Origin of the sequence: Fructobacillus tropaeoli (assembly GCF_001047135.2) — a bacterium.
GTDB lineage: Bacteria > Bacillota > Bacilli > Lactobacillales > Lactobacillaceae > Fructobacillus > Fructobacillus tropaeoli.
Genome location: NZ_DF968090.1, coordinates 1 through 21,600, shown reverse-complemented (window position 1 = coordinate 21,600; position 21,600 = coordinate 1). Strand labels below are relative to the sequence as shown.

Below are 21,600 nucleotides of genomic sequence, written 5' to 3'. Positions count from 1 at the left end.
ATGCTGCATGCGCATCTAACCCGTTTGTTTCGGTTTGAAACGGTCAGCAGGGTAGCTCCCTGTGTACATAACGAACTGTTGCAAATTATGCAACGGTTCTTTTTATTTGGAGGAAGATTATGCCAAATAGGATAAAAGAAGTAAAAGATTATGCTACTTCAAAAGAAAAAGTTATCGAGTATTTGATTGAAAACTTAGAAAATCCTACCAGGTTAAAAATACAAAACTCCCTATATTTGCTATGGGCTTTTTATGCAGGAAGTTATGGAAATGTAGATAACGAATCATTCGGTGGTAATTATCCTCATAGTTTGTTTGAGCCCAATTTTTATGCTGGAAAATATGGAGTTTATGATCCAGATGTTGATCGTTTAGTTAAAGAAAAAGGAATTAAATAATTTTTATTTGGAGGAACAAAATGTACGAAGACAAAGAAGTCAGAATGAAACGTCATAAGGAACAGGCGACTGCTGTTAATAAACAGTTCGCCACAGTAACAGATGAGCAACCAGACAAGCATGATTATCGCCACGCTAATATGCGGGCTGGATTTCGAAACGGTGCGATTGATTACCATAAGCATATGAGGTGGCTATATGAATAATGAACATTATCATTTCTGATATAATTGGGTATGCAGATAAGTTATTGTTTTGGGAGTTGGGTTCGATTCCCTCAGCCACCATGCAAGAATTCCATTACAATAACATGTCTGAGGTACTACGCAGCTTATCTAGCAGTTTCCTTTATGAGGTGCTGACAATGATATTATTTAGCTCGAAAGGATGTGATTTTATGAAATATAAATTTACAGTCTTGGTACTGGGAACAGTATTTTCATTAGTATTTGCTTTTTGCCGGTGGCCCATGGTTGGATTGCAGGCAGATTGCTGATGCAATGATGGAGCACCTATTCTTGGGTGCTTTTTTAGTACATAAATAAAGAAGGAAGGAGGAGTAGCGATGACATGACAAAACGTGATGAAGCTAAGCGAGATTATTTAGCTGGTATGAAGTATAAAGACATTGCTGACAAGTACGGTGTCACAATAAACACTGTTAAATCTTGGCGGACACGTCACTGGAATAAGGGTGCACCCCCAAATGGAAAAAGGGTGCACACAAAAACAGAAAAGGGTGCACACAAAAAAGAGGTGCATCCGGCAATTCAAGAGCTAGATGAGAGTGACCTTAATGACAAGCAAAAGCGCTTTGCTAGTGAGGTAGTGAGACTTGCCAATCAAACCCAAGCATATATGAATGCTTATGATTGTACCTATGAAACTGCTATGGCCAATAGCTATAAGTTACTCAGAAATACTCAGATTCAAAGTGAAATTAAACGTCTACGTCAGGCTCGATTAGCAGAGCTAGGCATAGGCGTTTTTGAGTTGATTGATGGTATGACCAAAGAAGCCATGGCGGACGTTCGTGACTTCGCCGATTGGGGTTCGGATGAGTTTGAAGCGATTGATGAAGAAAGCGGAAAACAATATACCAGGCATAAGTCATGGGTAGCACTTAAGGACAGTGACAATGTTGATAGCTGGGCAGTCAAGAAAGTTACAGTAGGTAAGGATGGCCCAATTGTTGAGTTACATGATCGCAATAAAGCGCGTGACAAGTTGTTAGAGTATCTATTGGCTGATGGTAAGATTTCGACCGAATCAAACAAACAACGCAAGGACAAAGCTGAAGCAGATTTGATGGAAGCAAAGGCTAAGGAGTTGCAAGGCGGTGGTGACAATCAAGATGACATGCTGCGAGGCATTGCGGATAGCTTAGGAGGTGTTGAATGAAGTTGACAACAAAACAACACCAAGTAATTGCTGATGTGAACCGTACTTTAGGCGAATTAAAGTTGCTTATCTTGTACGGGGCCAAGAGAAGTGGCAAGACATTCTTAGATAATCTGTTGTTTATCATGCTAGTCGCCAATGCAAAGAAGAACGCTGATGAGGTTGGTGTGACTAACCCGCAGTACATTCTGGCTGGGTATACAATGGCAAACATTCAGCGAAATATCATTGCTGAACTGCAGAACATGGGTATCAGCATTCAGATGAACAAGTATAACGAGTTTGAATTAATGGGCGTTCGTATTGTGCAGACTTCGACTGGTTCAATTTCAGGTATTGGTCGCATTCGTGGTATGACAGCATTTGGTGCATATATCAATGAAGCAAGTCTGTGTAATAAGGTCGTCTTTGATGAAATTCGTTCCCGTTGTTCTGGTAAGGGTGCTGTTGTTATCTGTGACACGAATCCTGACAACCCAGAACATTGGTTGTTGAAAGACTACATTGAGAAATCTGGCCATGATGGTATTCAGGCATATCACTTTGAATTTGATGATAACGAAATGCTGGACGAAGGATACAAGCAGAATTACAAGGCCACTGTTCCGCCTGGCATGTTCTATGACCGCTATATCAAAGGGCTATGGGTCAGCGGAGAAGGTGCTGTCTATCCTGAATTTAACAAGGACACAATGACTGTTACTCGTAATAAGGCGTTTGAACAAAGCTATGAGCGATTTATGGTTGGTGTCGATTGGGGATTCAATCACCCGACTGCATTTGCTGTCATTGGATTTAAAGACGGCAAATACACGCTGATGGAAGAGCATGTTGATAGTAAGAAATCGATTGACCATTGGATCAACGTGGCTAAAGATGTCCAAGACCGCTATGGCGATATTATCTTCTATTGTGATACTGCCAACCCAGAACATATCTATGACCTGAAACAGAATGGAATTAGGGCATTTAAGGCCAACAAGAATGTAGCTAACGGTATCGAAGCGGTGGCTGATAAGATTCACAACAATAAGTTCAACGTAGTCTATGACGACTGCCCGACATTTAGGAGCGAAATATACCGCTATGTATGGGGAAAGAATGGCGATGTAGTGAAAGAGAATGACCACTTAATGGATGCTATCCGCTATGTAATTTATAACGACAAGCTAGCCATGGAACAAAAAACAATGGATATTACTGATTTGGCTAAGCTGAAAGGATATATGTAATGGCAGTAGTTAATAATTTTGAAAGGGATATTAAGTCGATTATGAACGGTGAGTCATTCCCGTTTGATACGGCAAGTAATATCAATTATCTGGTCAGTTCGTTAGATGACCTAACTAATAATAACTATCTAATGCTTGGTAAGATTATCAAGCATTTTTTAGACAATCAAATTCCACGATTGCAAGTGTTGGATGAGTACTCAAAAGGACTTAATTCAACGATTTATAGCCGTCCTAAGCGCCAGGAAGAAAATAAAGCTGACTATCGTAGAGCGCACAACTTCGGCAAGATTATTGCCCAGTTCGTTGCTGGTTACACAACGTCCGTTCCTGTTAAATACACCGTTGGAGATGACAGCGAGCAGAAGTTAATTGATACGTTTAATCAGTACAACGATGTTCAAACACTTGATAACGAACTGATGTATGACGTGGCTAAGTATGGACGAGCATATGAATTGCAGTATCGTGATGAAAACTCGAACAACAACGTTAAGCTGTCTAATGTATTCGAGACGTTCGTGATTTACGACAACACGATTGAGCGTAATCCGTTGGCGGCCGTTCGGATGGTAGAAATTGATACGTTGGATAATAATCAGACACAGTACAGTGTCAGTTTGTACACGGCTAATGAGATTATCACATTCGCTAACATCACACATGCTGTTGGTGCGTTGAAGGAAACAGATAGCACACCTCATTTTTACAACCAAGTGCCAATTATCGAGTATTCAAGCAATCGATACCGCACAGGGTGGTACGAGGACGTGATTAGTCTGATTGATGCCTATGATGCCGTTAATTCTGACACATCAAACTACATGACTGACGTGGTTAATTCATTGCTGGTCATTAGTGGCGACTTTCAAGCTCCTAATGGCAAGGATGGTGTAAGCCAGCTCATCAACAATATTAAGCAGTATGGTGTTCTGGCATTGCAGTCAGGAACGGACAGAGAAGGTAACAGTACCAGTATTGATGCCAAGTACATTAACCCAGAATTTAATTCAACGGCTAGTGAGAATTATCAACAACGCTTATTCAAAGATATTTTCATGATGTCCAACGTGCCTAATCTGGCTGATGAATCATTCGGCGGCAATGCTAGTGGCGTTGCAATGCGCTATAAGATTTTTGGATTTGAACAGGCAATCGCCCAGACGATGAACTCATTCAAACGATCACTTGGTCGGCGGTATGAATTGTTAGGAACACTAACTTCTAACTTGAAGGGTGGCTTGTCTGACTATGTTCCGGTCAATGTCACATTTACACCGAACTTGCCTTATGCCGTCAGCGAAGAAGTACAAATGTTGAAAGATGCTGGTGTACCGTTATCACGCAAGACAATGTACGACCAGACCCATTTCACTGATGCAAAAACGGAAGAGAACAACCTAGCCAATGAGAAAAAAGAAGGATTTGACCAGTTAGATCCTATGAATAATATTAAGTTCGACTCCGATAAAGGAGATGAAGTAGATGGTGGACAAGAAGAGTAAATCATATTGGGTGCAGCGTGAACTAGACCATGCCGAAGACATCAAGAAGTCTTCTGGTGAACAGCTTAAAGTGCTTAACAAGCTATATGACCAAGCGCTTAATGATATTACCGACGATATTAACCGTAACTTCATTCGCTACGCCAAAGGCCGAGGAATGACAATGAACGACATGATGGAGTTGGCAGATAAAACTGACGTGACTCGATTTGTTGACAAAGTGAAGCAATATGTTGCTGACAAAGACTTCTCAGAACAAGCCAATGCTGATTTGAAAATCTACAATCTTAAGATTCGTGTTAGTCGGCTTAAGTTACTTCAGCTTGAGATGTCACTTGAAATTGACAGATTAAATGGACGAATAACAAGCAGTACAGAAGATTATTTAACGCAACAAGCTATTGATGAATACAAGCGCCAGTCAACAATACTGGGGCAAAGTGTTGCTTACAGCGTTCAGTCAGCAAAACAACTTGTTAATGCCGCTTATTCGCTTGCTGGAGAAGGTTCTTACACGTTTAGTACAAACATCTGGAAGAACACAGAACAGCTTAAAAATAAGCTAAATGAGACGTTGAATAAGGTTATTTTGCAAGGAAAGAATCCTAACCAATTCAACAAGGAATTTCGAGATGTGTTCGATGTTCAGCCATCACAATCAGGGCGCTTGTTAATCACTGAGACGGCCAGGGTACAAGGTGACGTTCAGCGTGACTCTTACAAGCAGTCAGGAATTGATAAGTACGACATTGTGTATGAACGAAGAGCTTGCCAGACGTGCATTAGCATAGCAAAAGCAGGGCCATATAAATTATCGGAAGCGGAGGTTGGGACGAATATGTACCCGTTCCACCCGAATTGTATGTGTTCTATTATGCCAATATTAGGTGATTAATAACGCGACCTGAACACGTCCTAAAACTGCTCAAATAACAATTATCGTGTACGGACTAGTATTTGATAGCAATAAGAATTTAAAGACGTGTATGGGGCTCAATTAGTCGTGTATGGGTCTTTTTATTTTGCCCTCAATTAGGTGTGTGCGGGAGGAGTAAAAAAATGGAAAACAACGATTCACAAAACGAAGTTGTAGAAGAACAGAACGAAGATAAGCAAGCTGAAACCAAGAAAGACGGCATTAGCTTTGAGTCTCAATCTGAACTCGATAGCTTCATGGACAAGAAAGTGTCCAAGGCAATTGAAACGGCCCGCAGCAAGTGGGAAGAAGAAGCAAAGGAACGAGAAGACAAGGCTAAGAAGTTGGCCCGCATGACAGAGGCTGACCGAATTAAGGCAGAACAAGCTGATCGTGACAAGGAATTGTCGAAGCGTGAGCAGGAATTGAAGCGACTCGAATATTCAATTCAAGCCAAGTCTACATTGGCTGAAGCTGGCTTACCTAACGAGGATGAATTGGTGTCGTTGATTCTAAGCGATGATGTGGAGACAACCAACAATAATATCAATTATCTCAAGAAGGTGATTGCTGATTCTGTCAACAAGCGAGTTGATGAACTTTCAAAGCAGAAGACACCTAACGCTTCATCTACCAAGCTAAGTGGTGCTGTTTCAATTTCAGAATTGGCACAAAAAAACCGTGTGATTAAATAAAGGAGAATAAAACATGGTACAACAATTTAACCCTAACAACGTGATGACCACTCAGTCTGTTCCATCAGATGTGGCCACTACTATTATTGACCGCATTATGGGTCAATCAGCTATCTTGCAAGTTGCCAAGAATATTGATATGCAGGGTAAGCAAACAAAGAAGTTTTCATTCATGACTGGTGTAGGCGGAGCCTACTGGACTGGGGAAACACAGCGTATTGCTACATCAAAGCCTACTTTCATTGAAGCTAAGTTGGAAGCAAAGAAGTTGGCAGTGATTATTCCTGTGTCTAAGGAATTCTTGAACTATTCGTACTCTAACTTTTTCGCAGAAGTAACACCATTGATTGTTGAACAAATGGACAAGGCAATTGACTTGGCAGTTATCAAGGGAATTAACACCCCTTACGCTGATTCATTGGCTAACGCAGCCGAGGCAAATGAATCTAATTTAACTGGCGCCATTAACTATGACAATATCTTGGCATTGGAAAACAAGCTGTATGACAAGGGCTTGCAAGGTAACGCCTTCTTGTCAACGTTGACGAACAACCCAGCATTGCGTACTTCTATTCAAAAGGATGCTGGATTGTATCCAGACAAGTTGTATGATTCAGCAGCAAAGACATTGGACGGCATGCCTGTTGTTGACACTCAACAAGGTGTATTGAACAAGGGTGACTTGGTATTTGGTAACTTCGACTACTTGTACTACGGTTTGCCAGGAAACTTGGAAGTGGAAATTGACAAGTCGGCTCAATTGTCAACGTTGACGAATGCTGATGGTACACCTATCAACTTGTTCGAGCAAGAAATGGTCGCTATGAAGGTGACAATGGACGTTGCTGTATTGCCAGTTCGACAAGACGCATTTGCAACTTTGAACGTAACAACTGGTGATGATGTGCTTGGTGCCGTTCCTGGAGAAGGAACAGACTCTAGTGACAAGAACGCAAAGGCTAACACTAAGGCAAAGCCAGCTACTGAATCAAAGTAAGGAGGCCTTAAATGACTGATAAGCCAAGTGTCCTTGATACAGTCAAGACATTGGCTGGCATTAAGGACAATTTACAAGATTATGTGATCAAAACGCTAGAAGTAATGACTCGCGACCAATTGGCCATGATGGTAGATGAACAGTCTGTCCCAGATAAGCTGGAACCAATTGTTAAGAATGTAGTACTTGCTCGGTTCAACCGATTGGGTAATGAGGGCTATTCTTCGTATTCACAAGAGGGAGAGTCAATCAGCTATCCAAGTAGTGACTTTGACGAGTATTCCTTAACAATTTCTCGCTATATGGCCGAGCAAAACCGTGGAAAGATTATCATGTGGTGATTATATGCGGTATAACAAGCGATTACAGTTCATTGATGACAAGTTGGTTAAGCAGCAGGAATTATACCCAGTAAATGTCACGAGTATGGGCATTAAGGCCCAAAATCTAGTGTTTGGCTCATTCAAACAGGGACGAATTGCGGTTCGATTCCAAAACAAGGTGAATGTGCGGTCAGGGTACATGGTGATTGATGGCGATAATTTCAAGATTGAGAACAGCACCTATACTGATCGTTCTTCAACAATTTACGGGGTGGAATATCGTGGCAGATTTTGAAATAAAATTTGATGGATTTGACGACTTGATTAAGCGAATTGATGAAGTTGGCAAGATGCAGGAAGCCAAAGAAGCTGTCAAAGAATCAACAGTCAATGTTGCAAGAAAGAGTTTGGAACTTGTTCCTGTTGGATATGGCCAGCGATACCATGTTAAGTCAAAGAAGCCAAAAGGATATGTAGGTGGAACATTAAAGCGTAGCCAAAAAGTAACGATTACTGACTACACTGGCATGATTTCATTCAATACTGATTATGCAGCTTATCAGGAATATGGTACCCGTTATCAAACTGCCCGTAAGTATCTTGGAACACCATTCGTAAAAGAAAGAAATAGCTTCATCTCAAAGCTAAAGAGGTTGGCGAAATGAGCAACCCGTACAATGAAATATTTCAGACAGTTATTAAGCTGTCGAAGAAGAAAGGATATGACACATTCGACTATTTGCCGGATGAAAACCAGTCATATCCTTTTGTTTTTGTCGGAAATCAGCAAAACACAGATATTCCAACTAAAGGACGGACGTTAGGCACTACACACATTCAAGTGGATGTGTATGCAGAGTTTAATCACCGTTCCGAAGTGCTGAATATCATGGATGATTTGCAAGCAACAGTTATCAATTATCAACATACAGATAATTTCAAGTATCAAGTGACCAACACCAACCAGCAAATGATTGCTGACCAATCAACGGACATTCCGTTGTGGCATGGAGTGCTGGAACTTGATATTCAGTATTTATAAGAAGGAGATTAAGGAATGAATACACCACTTAAGGGTAAAGACAAGGTCTTGATGTTCCGCTTGTTCCAGGATAAGGATAAGGCGAATGCAACACGATTGGCCTTGCAAACGACTCATTCGATTAAGAACAGTCGTAAGGCCGACTCAACGGCAACTAAGGACGGTAATATTGTCTCTCCAGGAACATTGGAGACAACCATCGACATTGAGGCCATTGCTTCGGATGATTTGACAAATCAAGTTTTGGCTTATGCCCAAAAGAAGGGCCTAGAAGTTGAAGTATGGGAAATTGACTTTTCTCAAGATCCTCAAAACGGTAAGTATGTGGCGCAATATGGCGTCGGGTACTTGTCTGATTGGGAAGTTCCAGCAGAAGTTGACAGCAATACTACGATCAAGACGACTTTGACAATTTCTGGTGAATTGGTTAAAGGTCTTGCTACGGTATCAGCCGTAGATGTGGCCACGGTTAAGAACTTCTTCCGTGACACAGTTAAGAATCCAACAGAAGTTGCCCCAATCGATGAAGCGCCTGATTACGGTTCTTCATCAAATTCATCAACTACTACACCATCTAAGTAAAATAACTAAATGTCGCCAATAAATGCACAGTACCTTAGGGGGCGGCCTATATGAAAGGGATTTATTATGTCACAAACAACTATTACTATTAACGGCAACCAATATGATTTGAAAGTAACGTTCAAGTTCTTGGCAGCGTTTGGAATTGTTAAGAACGATTTTGAAAACAACATCGAAAAGATGGGAAATATTGTTATGGGTATTGTCGGTGGTGATCCATACTCTTTGGTTAAGGCATTGTCAGCAATGTCAGGGAAAGATGAAGCAACAGTGCAAGCTGATATCGAAAACGCTGATGACTTGGACCAAGTATTTGAAGCAGTTGAAAATTTATTAGTAGCAAGTCCTCTGACGAAGACAACGGTATCCAAAATTATCAAGCCAATCAAGGACACGTTCGACAACATGGACAAGAAGATGGAAGAAGCGATGACAGACAAGAGCCTGACAGCAAGCTCAAATACTCCAGCTTAATTCGCAGGGCATTCTATGTGTGGCCTACTGCTACCATAGATCAGATTGAAATGATGACCATGGAGGAGCTTCATTTAAGGGAGCAAGCCCATGATTTGCGTTCAATTGATGAACATGAGCTGTTAACTAATTTTGCTTTTGAAAATCGAGCAGTACAGGGAGCTGACAAAGACGGTAATTACGTTGTTAAGAACCCTTCTCAAATTATTGATTTCAAAAAGATTCGAAATAAGATTACTGGAGAAATCGAAAAAGAACAGGCCAAGGTTAATCAATTAAAGGAACTTTCTGACCGAGCTAAAAGGGCCCGTGAAGAAGCGCTACAAGAATTAAAGAAAGGAGGTAATTAATGGCAGATAGCTATTCAATCAACGCTACATTTAGTCTTAAGGATATGTTCTCAGCTCCATTGGACAAGATTAAGCGGAACATGCAAGAGACTGCTGAACAACCTAAGAAGTTGACGGCAAGCTTGATGGATATTGCTAAGGGTGCTGGCGCTTTTGCAGTCATTAGTAAGGGATTAGACGTTGTTAAAGACAGCATTGGAAGCGCTGTTGGACGGTTCGACACCTTGAACGCCTATCCAAAAGTGATGAAGCAGATGGGATATTCTACCCAAGACACGCAAGAGTCGATTAAACTTTTGAAAAAAGGTATTGATGGCCTGCCAACTTCGTTGCAAGACATTACGAAGAACGCCCAGAGCTTTGCAATCTTAACTGGTTCTGCAAAGGGTGGTGCTGAAACTGCCAACGCATTGAACGATGCTTTCTTGGCATCTGGAGCGAGTGCGGCTGATGCTAGTCGTGGTGTGCAACAGTACAGCCAAATGTTAGCCGCTGGTAAGGTTGATATGCAGTCATGGCGGACGTTGACTGAAACAATGCCATATGCGTTGAACGAAGTAGCCAAAGCGTTTGGATTTACTGGCAAATCAGCGCAGAAAGACCTATATAATGCGTTGGAATCTGGCAAGATAACCACTGATCAATTGAATCAGAAGTTCATTGAGTTAGATGGAGGTGTAAGCGGATTTGCTAACACTGCCCGTACCGCTACTGGTGGGATTGGAACATCATTTACAAACATGCGAAACGCTGTTGTCAATGGTCTGGCCAACACAATTACAGCTATTGATAACGGCATTAAGTCTGCTGGTGTTAATGGTGGTATTGCTGGCATTTTTAATCAAGCTAAAGTCTCGATAAACGAAAGCTTCAAGACGATTAATTCAACGATTCAGGGCGCTATGCCAATGATTGTGGGAGCGATTAAGCAAGTTGGAAGTAGTATTTCAACTGTGGTTAATTTTGTTAACAGCAACAAAGATTGGATTATGCCATTAGTCGTTGGAATTACTGCTGGAGTTGTTAGCTTTAAAGCTATGATCACCACTGTATCATTAGTCAAAACTGCATTCGCTGAGTTAAAAATGATTGGTACAGTTGTTAATCTGATGAAGATGATTTCCAGCGGAAGCGCTATGGCCCGGGCCTCTCTTGCGTTATATGCTCAAACAAGCAAAGTAGCAGCAGCAGCACAGTGGGCTTTGAATGTTGCACAATCTGCAAGTCCGTTAACTTGGATTATTGCTGCAATTGTTGCGGTAGTGGCAGCGCTTGCTTTTTTCTTTACTCAAACTAAGACTGGCAGGAAAGTTTGGCAAGGATTTATTAGTTGGCTAACACAGGCATGGAAGTCAATCGTTAATGTAGCTACCACGGTATGGAATGCTGTTGTTGATGTTTTCAACACGGTAGTTGATTCTGTAAAAACAGCATGGAGTGGTATTTCGTCATTCTTCAGCGATTTATGGAATAGTATTGTTGACGTTACCAAATCTGTATGGGAATCTGTTGCTGATTTCTTTAATGGATTGTGGAACGGTATTGTTGATGTTTCTGTAAACATTTGGAACGGATTCATCGAACAAATATCTCCAATTATTGATGGTATTAAAAATTTGTGGAATTCATTAGTTGAATTTTTCAAAGTTATTTTTACAGCGATTGCTATTATTGTTGGTATTGCATTAGCACCAATTGTTGGAGCTGTAGTTGTCATTGTTGGCGCTATTAAGGTTTATTTCAGCTTCTTAGTTGGATTTTTCTCAGGGTTATGGAACGTCGTTGTTATTATCTTTAATGGTGTTTGGAATTTATTAGTAACAATTGTTAGCTCGCAAATTAATCTAATTGTTGCCTATATACAGGCAGCATGGAACATTCTTGTAGCTGTCACAACAACGATTTGGAATGTGATAGTGGCTATTATAACTGGCGTTTGGAATATTATTTCAGCGGTTGTAATGACGGTATTGAACGTATTGTGGACGATTATTACCACTGTTTGGAACAACATTGTAGCAACAATTACTGCAGTAATGACAATCATTTGGACAGTTATTACCAACGTATGGAATATCATAGTTACAGTAATTTCAACGACATTGAATATAATTTCAAATGTAATTAATCTGTTTACTTCCCTATTGACTGGAAATTGGTCTGGTGCTTGGCAAGCTATTCAAAATATTGTTGGATTAGCTATTAATGGTGTTATGTCAATTATTGGTAGTGTTCTTAATATGATTATTGGAATAATCAGTTCGCTATTAGACTGGATTGGAAGTCTATTCAGCAATTCATGGAATGGAATAGCGAATATCACTATTTCAATTTGGAACGGAATTGTTGGTGTACTTTCCGGAATTGTTGGAGCTATTGTTGGCGTTATTTCATCACTAGCAAACGGGGTTGTCAATATCATTAAATCTGTATGGGGTGGACTTGTAAATATTGTTGGTTCTATATGGAATGGCATTAAAAATACAATCTACGCAGCAATGAACATCGATTTGCTAGGCGCTGGTAAAGCAATTATTGATGGATTTATCAAGGGTCTTACATCAGCCTGGGAAGCTGGCAAGAAGTTCGTTAGTGGTATTGCTGACTGGATTAAGGAACACAAAGGGCCAATAAGTTATGATGCTCGGTTGCTGATTCCTGCTGGTAATGCCATCATGGACGGTCTTAATCAAGGTCTCCAAGAATCGTACAAGGACGTTCAGTCCAATGTATCAGGTATGGCTGATGACTTGGAGAGCAACTTCAGCGGCCAATTGAACGCCAACGCAACGCAAACCAGCCGCAATGTTAGCCAGATTGAAGTGACTGCTAATAATTCAACCAACGGACTGTTGCGAGAGGTAGTTAATGCCATTCGTGAGGGTCAAATCATCACGATTAATGGTAACCAAATGATTGGGGCTACGGCTAATGGATATGATGGAGCGTTGGGAGATATTATGACTGATAGGAGGCGTAACCAACTATGATTGATATTGTTGAAAAAATACAATTTGGTCAGTTTGACTCTAAAGAAGAAGGTTTTTATTTGGTCGAGCGGGATGCTCCCACTCCTTCTGAGAAAACTATTACCGAGAATTTAAGCTACGCCAACGGTATTCTTGATTTTTCAAACATTACTGGAGAACGATTTTATGATCAGCGTTCTATCACTTATCAATTTACAATGCCGAACGTGTCTTATTCTGAACGTAAGCTAGTCGAAAACAAAGTAAAGCGAATGATTATGACACCGTTCGAACAGCGTTTGTATGATAGCCACGACAAGGGCTATTATTGGGTTGGAAAAGCCAAGAGCGTTAAGGTTGATGATGACCAAGCTAATAACAAGTTGGTTTTGAGTATCGAATTTGACCTATACCCGTTCGCCATCAAGAACAACAGTGGCATTGATAACTATGATGATTGGGATACCTTTGATTTTGCTAACGATTTCATTCAACCGTTTTCTTATGAAGTTGATGGAAAACGTGAACTCGATTTGATGAATGTTGGTGAAAATAGTTTGAGTCCAACGGTTGTAGCGAGCGATGCCATTGAAGTGATCAAAAACGGTCAATCCTATCAGTTTGGACCTGATAAAGCAAAGGATTATCTCTTTTCTCTTGAACGTGGTAACAATCATGTGACGATTAAGGGCAAGGCAACAGTTCGCTTTGTCATCCAAAGTGAGGTGTTGCTCTAATGTATCGAGTGATTGTTTATAAGAACGCTAATGACCAAGTAGGTGAGGTACTTCATGAACCACGGAACTACGGCAACAAGGCCATATCTGGTGACTTGGATATGCAGTTCAATGGTGTATCAACAGCCTCGTTTACGATTACAATGCAAAACAGCCTCTATCGTCAGTCAGAAGCCATTGCCAACCTCGTTAAGGTGATTGACACCAACACAGGTAAAGTCGTCTTTGACGGACGTGTGGTAAAGGTAGACGGGTCGTTTAGTGGTAGTCATACGCAAACGCTACAATGTGAGGACTGCCTAGCTTATTTGCACGATAGCACGCAGGTTTATCGTAAGGTTCAAAACACCACGATTCGAGATTTCTTGCAAATGATTGTCGATGAGCATAATCGGCAGGTAGAGTCCTATAAGCGTTTCCAGTTGGGGCGTGTGACTGTATCGAACAGCACAGATAATGTCTATCGATACACAGATGATGCTCAAGATACATTCGATACAATCAAAGACAAATTAGTAAGTCGCTTAGGCGGCTTTTTAATTTGGTATCGCGACGGAAATGGCCAACTGGTGTTGGAGTACTTGGCCAGCGTTGGAGAACATATCGATACACCGATCAAGCTGGGTAAGAACCTAAAGAGTGCTAAACGTGAGTATGATGTCCGAGATATTATCACTCGTCTAGTTCCAATCGGTTCGCCAATTGAACAAGGACAGACAGAACAGTCTAGTGATGATACAGCAACAGCTCAACCAAAGACAACGATTGAATCAGTCAATAATGGCATTCGCTATTTAGACGATACGGCCTTAATTGGACGTTTTGGAATTATTCAGAAGGCAGTTGAGTGGAACGATGTAAAAGTTCCTAGTATTTTGAAATCTAAAGGCCAGGACTATTTGCAAAATCAGCGAGTCGGTTTGCTAACTTGGTCCGTAGATGTAGTCGATATATCGTTACTAGATAAGACTTATAAATCATTTGAAATGGGTAACTTTTACCCAATATATGACCAGTTCTTAGGTCTGGTGGAAGATTTACAAGTAGTGGCTAAAAAGCTAGACATCACGCAACCACACAAGATGTCACTCACGATTGGGACGAAGAATCGGACACTATCACAATATCAACTGGATTATCAGGCAGCCATGCAGTATGCCCAGCAACAACGGCAGAACGCACAGCAGACCGCTAATGATTTGAAGAACAGAATCAAGGAGCTATTGACAGTCACCAACCGTATTCCTGAACAAGATAAGGAGATTGCTGATTTGCAAGCGCGGCTGAATGAATTGGAAGGACAACAGTCACAATACTATGATGGCGTGATTATTGATGTGTCCGAGTTCCAGGGTGATATTGATTGGAATAATGTCAATAGTGCTGGACTTGCGCTGGCCATTGTAAGAGTCCAGTACGGTGCTAATCGTGCTGACTTGAAGTATCAACGAAACCTATCAGCATTAGGCAATCTAGGCGCTAATTACGCCGTTTATTCCTACATGACCGCTAGTAATACCGCTATTGCTGAAAACGAAGCACAGGAGTTCTATAACAGGACACAGCAAGCAATCAACGGCAAGCAACCTCGATTCTATATGATTGACGTTGAAGAGGTCACAGGAAGCAACATGCGGGGAATTGTTGAGGCCTATATGAATAAGTTGAACAGCTTAGGTGTTCCTGACAGCAAGATTGTCCTGTACATTGCCAATCAGTTGTACAATTCGTTCAATTTGAACGTTGGACGTGCTGGTTCAATTATGATTCCTGCCTATCGTTCAACGCCACCAGACCATGCTTATGATTTGTGGCAGTACACCAGTTCTGGTTCAGTAAACGGCATTAATGGAAACGTTGACATGAGTAATAATTACTCTGACAGATTTAAGAATCAGTATTTAAGAAAGGAGTAGTAAATGGCAAATGATAATGGCTTCGTGGATATCACGCCACAGGCTGGTAACGGCGATCAGTACCGTGACCCGACTCATATCCCAAGTGAAAATGAGTTTTCGCAAGACATTAATAATGGCGTTGTTGATTCCAAAAGTCGAACGCTATCTAAATGGTTGCGTGAGAAGCAGTGGGGGACTGATACACGAGAAGCGCTGGCTTTGTTTGTTGAATGGCTATCAACTAAGTGGCATAGCAATAAAGAATTGATTGATAGTAATTCTAGTCGTCAGTCACAGGTCGAAAAACGGCAGACTGATTTGGAGGGTCGATTTACTGGTGTTCTTAGTGGCGCTACCAAAGATAGCGAGGTAATCGATGCTCGAAACAGTCAGACATACGGCCAGTTCGAAGTGTTAGACAAGCGATTTGAAAACATTGAGAATCTGCTGTCCAAGTACGTGCCACAAGGATTCGAAGTGACAATTAAGCACAATTTGAATCGAATGCCAACAGTGTCTGTATTCAGCTACGAATGGGCAATTGGAACAGCCCCTAATGGTTTCGGAACAGAGCCAGATGGTCTATTTGGTGGGACTAATCCAGTATCAGTAGCCAGTAATGTGGTTTATTCAGATGCTAACACTATCAAGGTTGTTCTTCCGCTTGATTACAAGATGTTGGGTGAGTTAGAACAACACGATAATAGCTGGTACTTAATTGATGGAATTAAGACATTAAAATTCACGCTTGATTACTCTAATCAGGGGATTCATGTTCCGAATGCGAATTTGGAGAAATTAGGAAAGGTAGGTGAATGATGGCTGACATTGATTATGGATATTTGAAAGATGACGATGGTCAGCGTTTCTATCCAATCACTAATTATGAAGTGCTAACGAATAAGCCTGATTTGAGCGGTTTTGCAAAAAAATCGGAAATAAAAACAAACAGTGCAGATTTAGCTAATAAGTTTTCAAATTTGAAAACTGACAAGGCTATTTATAACCCAAATGATGTTGTTACGTTCAACCTTACATTGAATCAAAGCATTGCCAAGGTTCTCGTAACGAAGTTCAAAAACGAGCATAATTTAGGTTCAGAAGTCGTGTATGGATATGGTAATAACTTCGAATATCAATGGCAGGTAAATGGCGACGACAATGCCCAATATCTGGTTAAGTTCTCTAATTTAGACGGCAACGGGAATGTTGTTTTTAGTGATTTTATTGCTGTTAACGTCAACAGTAACCCTGGTGTGTTCCCAATTATGGGATTCTTGTCGAAATACAATAATTATGACCCCAATGGGCAACAGAAAATCATTGATTATCTGAACCGCTTACACATCAATTACGTTCAGTATTATGACTGGTTCGAGTATCATGACATCCCACTGTACACAGGTGATCGTAACCAACCATCAGCGTATTGGACTGATTTTGCCAATCGGCCAACTAGACTGGATGTTATCCAAAAATATCTGGAATTGTGCCATGAGCGCAACATGAAATCAATGGCTTATGGTCTAATGTATGGTGCAAGCACAAATCAAAACCAAAATGGCTGGAACGAGTCATCGTTCTTATATAATTCGCCAACCAGTTCACCAAATCCAGGAAATGTGGCGGTCAACCCATTGCCACACCCCATGTTCAAAAATGACATCTATATTCTTAATTTTTTAAGTGATGATGTGAAACCAAAGATTTTCAGTGCTTGGCAGAAAGTATTTAATGCATTGCCATTTGATGGTTGGCACATTGATACGTTGGGCGATTTCGGAACAAAGTACATTTACAATTCTGGTTCAGTTGATAGCAATTTCTTAGCCAACGTTGGTTATAAGTATTTCGTGATGAATGCCCGCAACTATTTTGGTAGTGGTAAACAACTGGGCGTGAATGCAGTGGCAACTTATGGATATGATGCGGTTGCTAGTCAAGATGTAAATTATTTATACAGTGAACAGTGGGATTTTGAAGCCAAAAGTTATGATGACTTGCTTCAAAAAATTAAGCAAATGCGGTCAAATCGAAACGATATTGGGCTGATTATTCCAGCCTATATGCATAAGAACAAAAATTGGTGGAACACAAACAACCAGTTCAACACTGATGGCGTTAAATTGGCCAATGATGTCATCATTGCTGGCGGTGCTAGTCATCTAGAAATGGGTGAACACATGTTAAGTCGCGAGTATTTTCCCAATTCTGACATTTCCATGTCACAAGATTTGATTGATTATTTGCCAAAGCAATATGATTTCATGGTGGCCTATCATCGGGAATTGTCTATCAAAAACCCGACTGATTATTTCGTGATGAACACTCACAAGAACAGTAAAAATTACGTTAATACATCCATGTTCACGGCTATCGAGAACAGCGACCAATGGATAACATCAGTGTCCATTATCAACACAAACGGATTAAACGGTAACGACTGGCAAGACGCAAACGCTGACAGAAAGCTACCTGAACCTGTTTACAACGAGCAGGCTAAGTTTAACTCTAAATTTAGTCACGTCTATTGCGCAACAATCGAAAATCCTGATCCTATTGAGCTATCACAAGACCAATGGGGCAATTTCACAATTCCAGAAATTAAGAATTACACATTAGTATGGGGTGTTAGATAGAAAGGAAACAAAATGAAACATATTTTCAAAGGAATGGCGAACGATAGTATCGACACCATCAATAATAATTTTGACGAATTATCAGACCCTAAGCGTGATGTGACGGTTAATGATTTAACAGTTAATGGTCAAATCAAGACGAGCGGTGGACTAGAAGTTAGCGGTGGCTTAGTTAATCATGGATCGGCAAACTTTCAGAACGGCTTAGCGGTTACTGCTGGTGATGCAGTTTTTTATGGTGCTGGTTATTCCAAAAAAGTAGCTGATGTAACCGTATGGGATAACGGATTAAATGCACATATTTATCGAGTTGGAAATATTGTTGTTGTTCAAATTTTTGGCAGCATTCTTACTGACCACGGTGCTTTTACAACAATTGGTTGGAAGATTCCAGCTGGATATAGGCCAGCATATGAATCACATGGGATAGCTTCCGCCGGTTATACCAAGACCATTATGAGGTTTCATACAAGTGGAGATGTCAATATCATTGATAGTCCCCTTAAGGCTTCTGATAACAATGGTGGCGATAATTATTCATATGGATTCGCTGTTTGGGCAACCGCTGATGACTTCCCATCGTAAGGAGGAATGACAAAAATGGAAAATAACCAAGATTTAAATTCATTGCAAAATGGTAATGATGAGAACAAGACATGGTTCTTTGAGTTTGACGCTACAACTAAGAGTTACACACGAGCCGTTTATGCCGCTACTAAACCAGAAAATACAACATCAATTGACCCAAACGGTGTGATTAATCCAGTGTGGAATCCATCCACTAACTCATGGATAGGTCAGTCAATTGATGACTACTTGGCAGAACAAAAGGCAAATGCTAAGCAACAGGTAGACCCCGTTCAAAAACAAATGGCATCTATTGTGCAAATGTTGGTCGCACAGAAAGCTGACAATATGGCGTTAAAGTCACAGATTGCAACATTGTCAAAGCAAGGAGGTAATACGAATGCTTGATTTTGCTAAGCAGTGGTATCCAGTTGGAATTGTATCAATTGATGATTTGAAACAGTGGGTAAAAGTTGGTTACTTGGATAAACAAGGTTTCCAAGAAGTAACTGGAATTGATTATGTAGAATAGGAGAAATTATGCAGAACTGGACAGTTGACCAGTGGGCTAGTTTAGTAACTGTTATTGGTTCATCAATTGGTGGTCTATCATACGGACTTAAATTAGTTGTTATTAAGCCGCTTATGGCAACGATGGACAAGTTGAATGACAGCTTTAAAGGGCTGGACTCAACCCTTAAATTAATGCAAACAGATATTGACCACATTGATGAACGAATTGACAAGCACGAAACTCGTATCACTGTATTAGAAACGATTAACAGGAAAGCCGACTAACGTTGGCTTTTTTATTTGGAGGAAATTATGAATCTAACTGACACATTATTACTAGTGGCTACATTATTGACGATTGCAGCGCCAGCGGAACACGCTTTGATTCGTTTGTTGCGCACCAAGACTAAGAATGGAAACTTGCAATTGTTGCTAACATGGGCAGACCAAGCTGTTGCCTTGCTTGAGAAGAGCGATCTAGCTGGTACGCAGAAGAAACAACAGGCCATTGATTATGTAGCAACTCGATTGGAAGCTAACAAACTGGCAGGAAAGTTCTCACAAGAACAGTTGTCAGCAGTTATCGAACAAGCAGTGGCACAGTTGAACGCCACTGCAACTAAATAAGGAGGAGTACACATGACAGTATCAGGATTAGCGACACCATTTGGATTCCAGTCATTCCCCAATTTCACTCAGGGACGTCAGGGTAATTCAGTTAATAAAATCGTGATTCACCACATGGCCACGACTGACTATGATTCAGTACCCGGAATTTGGAACAGCCGACAAGCATCAGCACACTATGGAATTGGCCAAGATGGACAGATTCGTGCCTATGTTGACGAAGATAACACAGCATGGCACGCTGGTGATTGGGGTACTAATCTAACGAGTATTGGAATCGAACACGCTAATGTTAATCTAGCACCTAACTATGACATCGCACAGGCAACGATTGAATCTAGTGCTAAGTTGGTAGCAGACATTGCTAAGCGGTATGGTTTCGGCCAAGTTGTACCATATAAGAACCTATTCCCGCACTCGCAATTTACTAGCACTGCTTGCCCAGGTCAGTTGAAGGATAAGTTGCAGGAAATTGCTGATCGAGCTAATACCATTAACAATGGTGGCCAATCAGTTCCAACGCAATCAACGACAACTGAACAACCTGCACAACCAACCTCAACAGGTTCATCTGCCATTGATAAGTTCAAAGCAGGGGGCGACCGCTTCGTGTTGCAGGGTTCATTTATCAATAACACTTGCGAATTGCAATATGGCATCTATCAGGTACGGTCACAGGAGCTGACAGCCGAACCATTTTCCTGGCGAGACAATGGTATTCCAACTAAGTTGTTGGAAGATTTGGACGACCCACAGGGACGTTCATTCAATGATGGTGGACGTGTAGCGTTCAAGAAGGAATATCAGCGTGGCACTATTGATAAGTACTCTGAGAACGCCAACGCAGTCGGAATTGATTTCTTGGACGGAAACGGTATCATCTGGTTTGATGCTGACAAGTTCTGGAATCATGCTTAATAAAAAAGCCCCTTTGGGGCGTACATAATCAACAAAAAAGATAAATTTTTAAAAATAGATAATATAATGTTAGCTCCTATTTTAAAAAAACGACTATTATTTAAAATAGAATAGAGGGGACGAAATTCTATCTTTAAAAAACATTCTAAATTGTCCAACTGCGACAAAATGTTGCCAACCACGGCCAAATGTTGCGCACCGCAGCGAACCGTACATGATTTAAATTATTTCGTGAGGTTTTCCGTCATGAATTTAAAGAAATTCTAGAAAGTCAAGTATACTTGTACAATGAAGAGCCAAACGGTGACGACAAGGTGCTGTTTCATTTCTTGCGGGACGAATTTAAGAAGACACTAACTGATCAACAGGCCATCTTTGAATTAGCAGATTATGTGAACCGAACAGAAGAGCCTAGCCAATCGCTAATTGATGAATTATGATTAAATGTGGGTATTATGAGCGAAGAGAGCAATCGAATAGCTAGAGATATTTATAAATTGGTTGAACCACTTTGGAAAAAGCAGCGAAATACACTATACGAACTACGTGTAGTTATGCCTAAATTCCAGCATGGTATTAATGTGTTTTTCGAGTGGAATAAGCTTGGAAAGTCTACCACTTCTCGAGCAATCAAATCGTATAAAGCAATCGAAAAAGATGAAGTGCTTGAAGCGGTCGAATTTTTGAAAAAAGAATACAATTTAACTGTAAAAATATATGATTAGCTTTTGAATAATTATATATAGTGCTACAAAAGTGCTACATTATAGCTTGAAATGCCTATAAATAAGCATGGTAATATGCACTTCTTCTCCAT

The 21,600-nt window shown here is 40.7% G+C and carries 28 protein-coding genes; all 28 read left to right on the top strand.

Annotated features, from left to right (window positions below):
* Positions 1–119 precede the first annotated feature (119 nt).
* A complete protein-coding gene (locus AOQ32_RS07545) occupies positions 120–398 on the top strand; it encodes a hypothetical protein (protein ID WP_059394290.1) in 279 nt (92 codons plus the stop codon).
* A gap of 20 nt (positions 399–418) precedes the next feature.
* Positions 419–604: a hypothetical protein gene (locus AOQ32_RS08705; RefSeq protein ID WP_059394289.1), complete on the top strand. Its 186-nt coding sequence runs from the start codon at positions 419–421 to the stop codon at positions 602–604.
* A gap of 364 nt (positions 605–968) precedes the next feature.
* Positions 969–1,799, top strand: a complete 831-nt coding sequence (locus AOQ32_RS07530; RefSeq protein WP_059394287.1) for a terminase small subunit — start codon at positions 969–971, stop codon at positions 1,797–1,799.
* The gene (locus AOQ32_RS07525) at positions 1,796–3,031 is read left to right on the top strand and encodes a PBSX family phage terminase large subunit (RefSeq protein ID WP_059394286.1); all 1,236 of its coding nucleotides are present in this window, start codon (positions 1,796–1,798) and stop codon (positions 3,029–3,031) included. The genes AOQ32_RS07530 and AOQ32_RS07525 overlap by 4 nt, the downstream gene beginning before the upstream one ends.
* Positions 3,031–4,536: a phage portal protein gene (locus tag AOQ32_RS07520; protein ID WP_059394285.1), complete on the top strand. Its 1,506-nt coding sequence runs from the start codon at positions 3,031–3,033 to the stop codon at positions 4,534–4,536. The genes AOQ32_RS07525 and AOQ32_RS07520 overlap by 1 nt, the downstream gene beginning before the upstream one ends.
* A complete protein-coding gene (locus AOQ32_RS07515) occupies positions 4,517–5,431 on the top strand; it encodes a minor capsid protein (RefSeq protein ID WP_059394284.1) in 915 nt (304 codons plus the stop codon). The genes AOQ32_RS07520 and AOQ32_RS07515 overlap by 20 nt, the downstream gene beginning before the upstream one ends.
* Positions 5,432–5,595: 164 nt before the next feature.
* Positions 5,596–6,147 carry a DUF4355 domain-containing protein gene (locus AOQ32_RS07510; RefSeq protein WP_059394283.1) on the top strand — a complete coding sequence of 184 codons (552 nt, stop codon included), beginning with the start codon at positions 5,596–5,598 and terminating at the stop codon, positions 6,145–6,147.
* Positions 6,148–6,160: 13 nt separating this feature from the next.
* Entirely contained in the window at positions 6,161–7,144 is a 984-nt protein-coding gene (locus AOQ32_RS07505) for a phage major capsid protein (RefSeq protein WP_059394282.1), read from the top strand.
* A gap of 11 nt (positions 7,145–7,155) precedes the next feature.
* Complete coding sequence (locus AOQ32_RS07500; protein WP_059394281.1) at positions 7,156–7,485, top strand: phage head-tail connector protein; 330 nt, start codon at positions 7,156–7,158, stop codon at positions 7,483–7,485.
* A gap of 4 nt (positions 7,486–7,489) precedes the next feature.
* Complete coding sequence (locus AOQ32_RS08700; protein ID WP_059394280.1) at positions 7,490–7,762, top strand: hypothetical protein; 273 nt, start codon at positions 7,490–7,492, stop codon at positions 7,760–7,762.
* Positions 7,749–8,132, top strand: a complete 384-nt coding sequence (locus tag AOQ32_RS07495) for an HK97-gp10 family putative phage morphogenesis protein (protein WP_059394279.1) — start codon at positions 7,749–7,751, stop codon at positions 8,130–8,132. Before AOQ32_RS08700 ends, AOQ32_RS07495 begins: the two co-directional genes overlap by 14 nt.
* On the top strand, positions 8,129–8,509 hold the full coding sequence (locus tag AOQ32_RS07490; RefSeq protein WP_059394278.1) for a DUF3168 domain-containing protein: 381 nt from the start codon (positions 8,129–8,131) through the stop codon (positions 8,507–8,509). The genes AOQ32_RS07495 and AOQ32_RS07490 overlap by 4 nt, the downstream gene beginning before the upstream one ends.
* A 15-nt stretch (positions 8,510–8,524) precedes the next feature.
* Positions 8,525–9,091, top strand: coding sequence for a phage major tail protein, TP901-1 family (locus AOQ32_RS07485; RefSeq protein WP_059394277.1), 567 nt, complete (start codon positions 8,525–8,527; stop codon positions 9,089–9,091).
* A gap of 66 nt (positions 9,092–9,157) precedes the next feature.
* Positions 9,158–9,565, top strand: coding sequence for a hypothetical protein (locus AOQ32_RS07480; protein WP_059394276.1), 408 nt, complete (start codon positions 9,158–9,160; stop codon positions 9,563–9,565).
* A gap of 50 nt (positions 9,566–9,615) precedes the next feature.
* Complete coding sequence (locus AOQ32_RS07475) at positions 9,616–9,915, top strand: hypothetical protein (protein ID WP_059394275.1); 300 nt, start codon at positions 9,616–9,618, stop codon at positions 9,913–9,915.
* Complete coding sequence (locus AOQ32_RS07470; RefSeq protein WP_059394274.1) at positions 9,915–12,905, top strand: tape measure protein; 2,991 nt, start codon at positions 9,915–9,917, stop codon at positions 12,903–12,905. Before AOQ32_RS07475 ends, AOQ32_RS07470 begins: the two co-directional genes overlap by 1 nt.
* The gene (locus tag AOQ32_RS07465; protein WP_059394273.1) at positions 12,902–13,621 is read left to right on the top strand and encodes a hypothetical protein; all 720 of its coding nucleotides are present in this window, start codon (positions 12,902–12,904) and stop codon (positions 13,619–13,621) included. The genes AOQ32_RS07470 and AOQ32_RS07465 overlap by 4 nt, the downstream gene beginning before the upstream one ends.
* The gene (locus AOQ32_RS07460) at positions 13,621–15,537 is read left to right on the top strand and encodes a phage tail spike protein (RefSeq protein WP_059394272.1); all 1,917 of its coding nucleotides are present in this window, start codon (positions 13,621–13,623) and stop codon (positions 15,535–15,537) included. The genes AOQ32_RS07465 and AOQ32_RS07460 overlap by 1 nt, the downstream gene beginning before the upstream one ends.
* A gap of 3 nt (positions 15,538–15,540) precedes the next feature.
* Positions 15,541–16,338: a hypothetical protein gene (locus AOQ32_RS07455; RefSeq protein ID WP_059394271.1), complete on the top strand. Its 798-nt coding sequence runs from the start codon at positions 15,541–15,543 to the stop codon at positions 16,336–16,338.
* Entirely contained in the window at positions 16,335–18,158 is a 1,824-nt protein-coding gene (locus AOQ32_RS07450; protein WP_059394270.1) for a glycoside hydrolase family 66 protein, read from the top strand. The genes AOQ32_RS07455 and AOQ32_RS07450 overlap by 4 nt, the downstream gene beginning before the upstream one ends.
* A 12-nt stretch (positions 18,159–18,170) precedes the next feature.
* Positions 18,171–18,743 (top strand): hypothetical protein, encoded by a 573-nt coding sequence (locus tag AOQ32_RS07445; protein WP_059394269.1) that lies wholly within the window; start codon positions 18,171–18,173, stop codon positions 18,741–18,743.
* Between the two features lie 15 nt (positions 18,744–18,758).
* Entirely contained in the window at positions 18,759–19,133 is a 375-nt protein-coding gene (locus AOQ32_RS07440; protein WP_059394268.1) for a hypothetical protein, read from the top strand.
* The gene (locus AOQ32_RS07435; RefSeq protein ID WP_083994470.1) at positions 19,126–19,257 is read left to right on the top strand and encodes an XkdX family protein; all 132 of its coding nucleotides are present in this window, start codon (positions 19,126–19,128) and stop codon (positions 19,255–19,257) included. The genes AOQ32_RS07440 and AOQ32_RS07435 overlap by 8 nt, the downstream gene beginning before the upstream one ends.
* Before the next feature lie 8 nt (positions 19,258–19,265).
* Positions 19,266–19,523 carry a hypothetical protein gene (locus AOQ32_RS07430; RefSeq protein ID WP_059394267.1) on the top strand — a complete coding sequence of 86 codons (258 nt, stop codon included), beginning with the start codon at positions 19,266–19,268 and terminating at the stop codon, positions 19,521–19,523.
* Positions 19,524–19,550: 27 nt separating this feature from the next.
* Positions 19,551–19,865 carry a phage holin, LLH family gene (locus tag AOQ32_RS07425; RefSeq protein ID WP_059394266.1) on the top strand — a complete coding sequence of 105 codons (315 nt, stop codon included), beginning with the start codon at positions 19,551–19,553 and terminating at the stop codon, positions 19,863–19,865.
* A gap of 12 nt (positions 19,866–19,877) precedes the next feature.
* Positions 19,878–20,783, top strand: coding sequence for a peptidoglycan recognition protein family protein (locus tag AOQ32_RS07420; protein WP_059394265.1), 906 nt, complete (start codon positions 19,878–19,880; stop codon positions 20,781–20,783).
* 281 nt (positions 20,784–21,064) lie between these two features.
* On the top strand, positions 21,065–21,223 hold the full coding sequence (locus tag AOQ32_RS08695) for a hypothetical protein (RefSeq protein ID WP_158531884.1): 159 nt from the start codon (positions 21,065–21,067) through the stop codon (positions 21,221–21,223).
* 15 nt (positions 21,224–21,238) lie between these two features.
* Positions 21,239–21,508: a hypothetical protein gene (locus tag AOQ32_RS07415; protein WP_059394264.1), complete on the top strand. Its 270-nt coding sequence runs from the start codon at positions 21,239–21,241 to the stop codon at positions 21,506–21,508.
* Positions 21,509–21,600: the final 92 nt, after the last annotated feature.

Coding starts and splice junctions, on each gene's coding strand:
- AOQ32_RS07520 (WP_059394285.1), top strand. CDS start 3,031: ATGGCAGTAGTTAATAATTTTGAAAGGGATATTAAGTCGATTATGAAC.
- AOQ32_RS07500 (WP_059394281.1), top strand. CDS start 7,156: ATGACTGATAAGCCAAGTGTCCTTGATACAGTCAAGACATTGGCTGGC.
- AOQ32_RS07505 (WP_059394282.1), top strand. CDS start 6,161: ATGGTACAACAATTTAACCCTAACAACGTGATGACCACTCAGTCTGTT.
- AOQ32_RS07485 (WP_059394277.1), top strand. CDS start 8,525: ATGAATACACCACTTAAGGGTAAAGACAAGGTCTTGATGTTCCGCTTG.
- AOQ32_RS07450 (WP_059394270.1), top strand. CDS start 16,335: ATGATGGCTGACATTGATTATGGATATTTGAAAGATGACGATGGTCAG.
- AOQ32_RS08700 (WP_059394280.1), top strand. CDS start 7,490: ATGCGGTATAACAAGCGATTACAGTTCATTGATGACAAGTTGGTTAAG.
- AOQ32_RS07530 (WP_059394287.1), top strand. CDS start 969: ATGACAAAACGTGATGAAGCTAAGCGAGATTATTTAGCTGGTATGAAG.
- AOQ32_RS07445 (WP_059394269.1), top strand. CDS start 18,171: ATGAAACATATTTTCAAAGGAATGGCGAACGATAGTATCGACACCATC.
- AOQ32_RS07430 (WP_059394267.1), top strand. CDS start 19,266: ATGCAGAACTGGACAGTTGACCAGTGGGCTAGTTTAGTAACTGTTATT.
- AOQ32_RS07460 (WP_059394272.1), top strand. CDS start 13,621: ATGTATCGAGTGATTGTTTATAAGAACGCTAATGACCAAGTAGGTGAG.
- AOQ32_RS07515 (WP_059394284.1), top strand. CDS start 4,517: ATGGTGGACAAGAAGAGTAAATCATATTGGGTGCAGCGTGAACTAGAC.
- AOQ32_RS08705 (WP_059394289.1), top strand. CDS start 419: ATGTACGAAGACAAAGAAGTCAGAATGAAACGTCATAAGGAACAGGCG.
- AOQ32_RS07435 (WP_083994470.1), top strand. CDS start 19,126: ATGCTTGATTTTGCTAAGCAGTGGTATCCAGTTGGAATTGTATCAATT.
- AOQ32_RS07440 (WP_059394268.1), top strand. CDS start 18,759: ATGGAAAATAACCAAGATTTAAATTCATTGCAAAATGGTAATGATGAG.
- AOQ32_RS07425 (WP_059394266.1), top strand. CDS start 19,551: ATGAATCTAACTGACACATTATTACTAGTGGCTACATTATTGACGATT.
- AOQ32_RS07480 (WP_059394276.1), top strand. CDS start 9,158: ATGTCACAAACAACTATTACTATTAACGGCAACCAATATGATTTGAAA.
- AOQ32_RS07510 (WP_059394283.1), top strand. CDS start 5,596: ATGGAAAACAACGATTCACAAAACGAAGTTGTAGAAGAACAGAACGAA.
- AOQ32_RS07525 (WP_059394286.1), top strand. CDS start 1,796: ATGAAGTTGACAACAAAACAACACCAAGTAATTGCTGATGTGAACCGT.
- AOQ32_RS07475 (WP_059394275.1), top strand. CDS start 9,616: ATGATGACCATGGAGGAGCTTCATTTAAGGGAGCAAGCCCATGATTTG.
- AOQ32_RS07420 (WP_059394265.1), top strand. CDS start 19,878: ATGACAGTATCAGGATTAGCGACACCATTTGGATTCCAGTCATTCCCC.
- AOQ32_RS07415 (WP_059394264.1), top strand. CDS start 21,239: ATGAGCGAAGAGAGCAATCGAATAGCTAGAGATATTTATAAATTGGTT.
- AOQ32_RS07490 (WP_059394278.1), top strand. CDS start 8,129: ATGAGCAACCCGTACAATGAAATATTTCAGACAGTTATTAAGCTGTCG.
- AOQ32_RS07465 (WP_059394273.1), top strand. CDS start 12,902: ATGATTGATATTGTTGAAAAAATACAATTTGGTCAGTTTGACTCTAAA.
- AOQ32_RS07470 (WP_059394274.1), top strand. CDS start 9,915: ATGGCAGATAGCTATTCAATCAACGCTACATTTAGTCTTAAGGATATG.
- AOQ32_RS07545 (WP_059394290.1), top strand. CDS start 120: ATGCCAAATAGGATAAAAGAAGTAAAAGATTATGCTACTTCAAAAGAA.
- AOQ32_RS07455 (WP_059394271.1), top strand. CDS start 15,541: ATGGCAAATGATAATGGCTTCGTGGATATCACGCCACAGGCTGGTAAC.